Origin of the sequence: Tritonibacter sp. SIMBA_163 (genome assembly GCF_046535935.1) — a bacterium.
Lineage (GTDB): Bacteria > Pseudomonadota > Alphaproteobacteria > Rhodobacterales > Rhodobacteraceae > Epibacterium > Epibacterium scottomollicae.
In genome coordinates, this window is record NZ_JAWJBP010000379.1 from 1 (window position 1) to 276 (window position 276).

Here is a 276-nt window from a genome sequence, read left to right on the forward strand (position 1 = left end):
GGCATGCGCTTCGACAAGGTCGACGTCGCCTGGTTCGGCAACAAGTCGGCGATGGAAGCGGTCGACCGTGCCGGCGGCGAGATCTTCGCGCAGACCATCAAGGACGACGGCTCCGAGGGCTACTACTCGCTCTTGATCGCCCCGGCCGACAGCGAGATCGACAGCCTGGAAGACGTGCTGAAGTGCGACGGCTCGCTGAGCTTCGGCAACGGCGACCCGAACTCCACCAGCGGCTTCCTGGTGCCGTCCTACTACGTCTTCGCCAAGAACGGCGTG

Annotated in this window: 1 protein-coding gene; it reads left to right on the plus strand. The window is 64.9% G+C overall.

What is annotated here, in order from left to right; translation table 11 throughout:
* The coding region (locus R0J92_RS22800; RefSeq protein ID WP_411053341.1) for a PhnD/SsuA/transferrin family substrate-binding protein at positions 1 to 276 on the plus strand (276 nt) is incomplete at both ends.